General features: G+C 42.3%; 1 protein-coding gene and 1 pseudogene. Both read left to right on the forward strand.

What is annotated here, in order from left to right; all coding sequences use genetic code 11:
- Positions 1–137 (forward strand): transposase (locus ABEW73_RS33750; RefSeq protein ID WP_430206430.1); only part of this gene is annotated, 137 nt, incomplete at its 5' end.
- A 4-nt stretch (positions 138–141) separates the two neighbouring features.
- Positions 142–333: pseudogene (locus tag ABEW73_RS33755) on the forward strand (RNA-guided endonuclease TnpB family protein); the annotation flags it as partial.

Raw genomic sequence — 333 nt, forward strand, 5'->3', positions numbered from 1 at the left:
GAATATTAAGGCAGGAGTTTGAGCATCTTGTTCATTCGCCTAGTCTGTGGACACGTTCTTTTTTCGTTAGTACAGCTGGAAACGTATCAAGCGAAACCGTCAAGCGTTATGTTGAAGAACAAAAGAAAAGGGGGTGAACACATGCAAGCTTTAACCGTTAAGATACGCATATTTCCTGATCAACCAGCCATTCTAGGTCAATTGGGAAATGAGTACATTCGGGTAGTCAATCAACTAACCGAACGGGCTGAACAACTGGGGGCATTTCCGAAAATGACTACAAAAGATGTAGAAACTATTCTTCCGTCTGCCGTTTGTAATCAAGCGATTCGT

Origin of the sequence: Paenibacillus lautus, from assembly GCF_050482385.1 — a bacterium.
GTDB classification, from domain to species: Bacteria; Bacillota; Bacilli; order Paenibacillales; family Paenibacillaceae; genus Paenibacillus_AQ; species Paenibacillus_AQ lautus_B.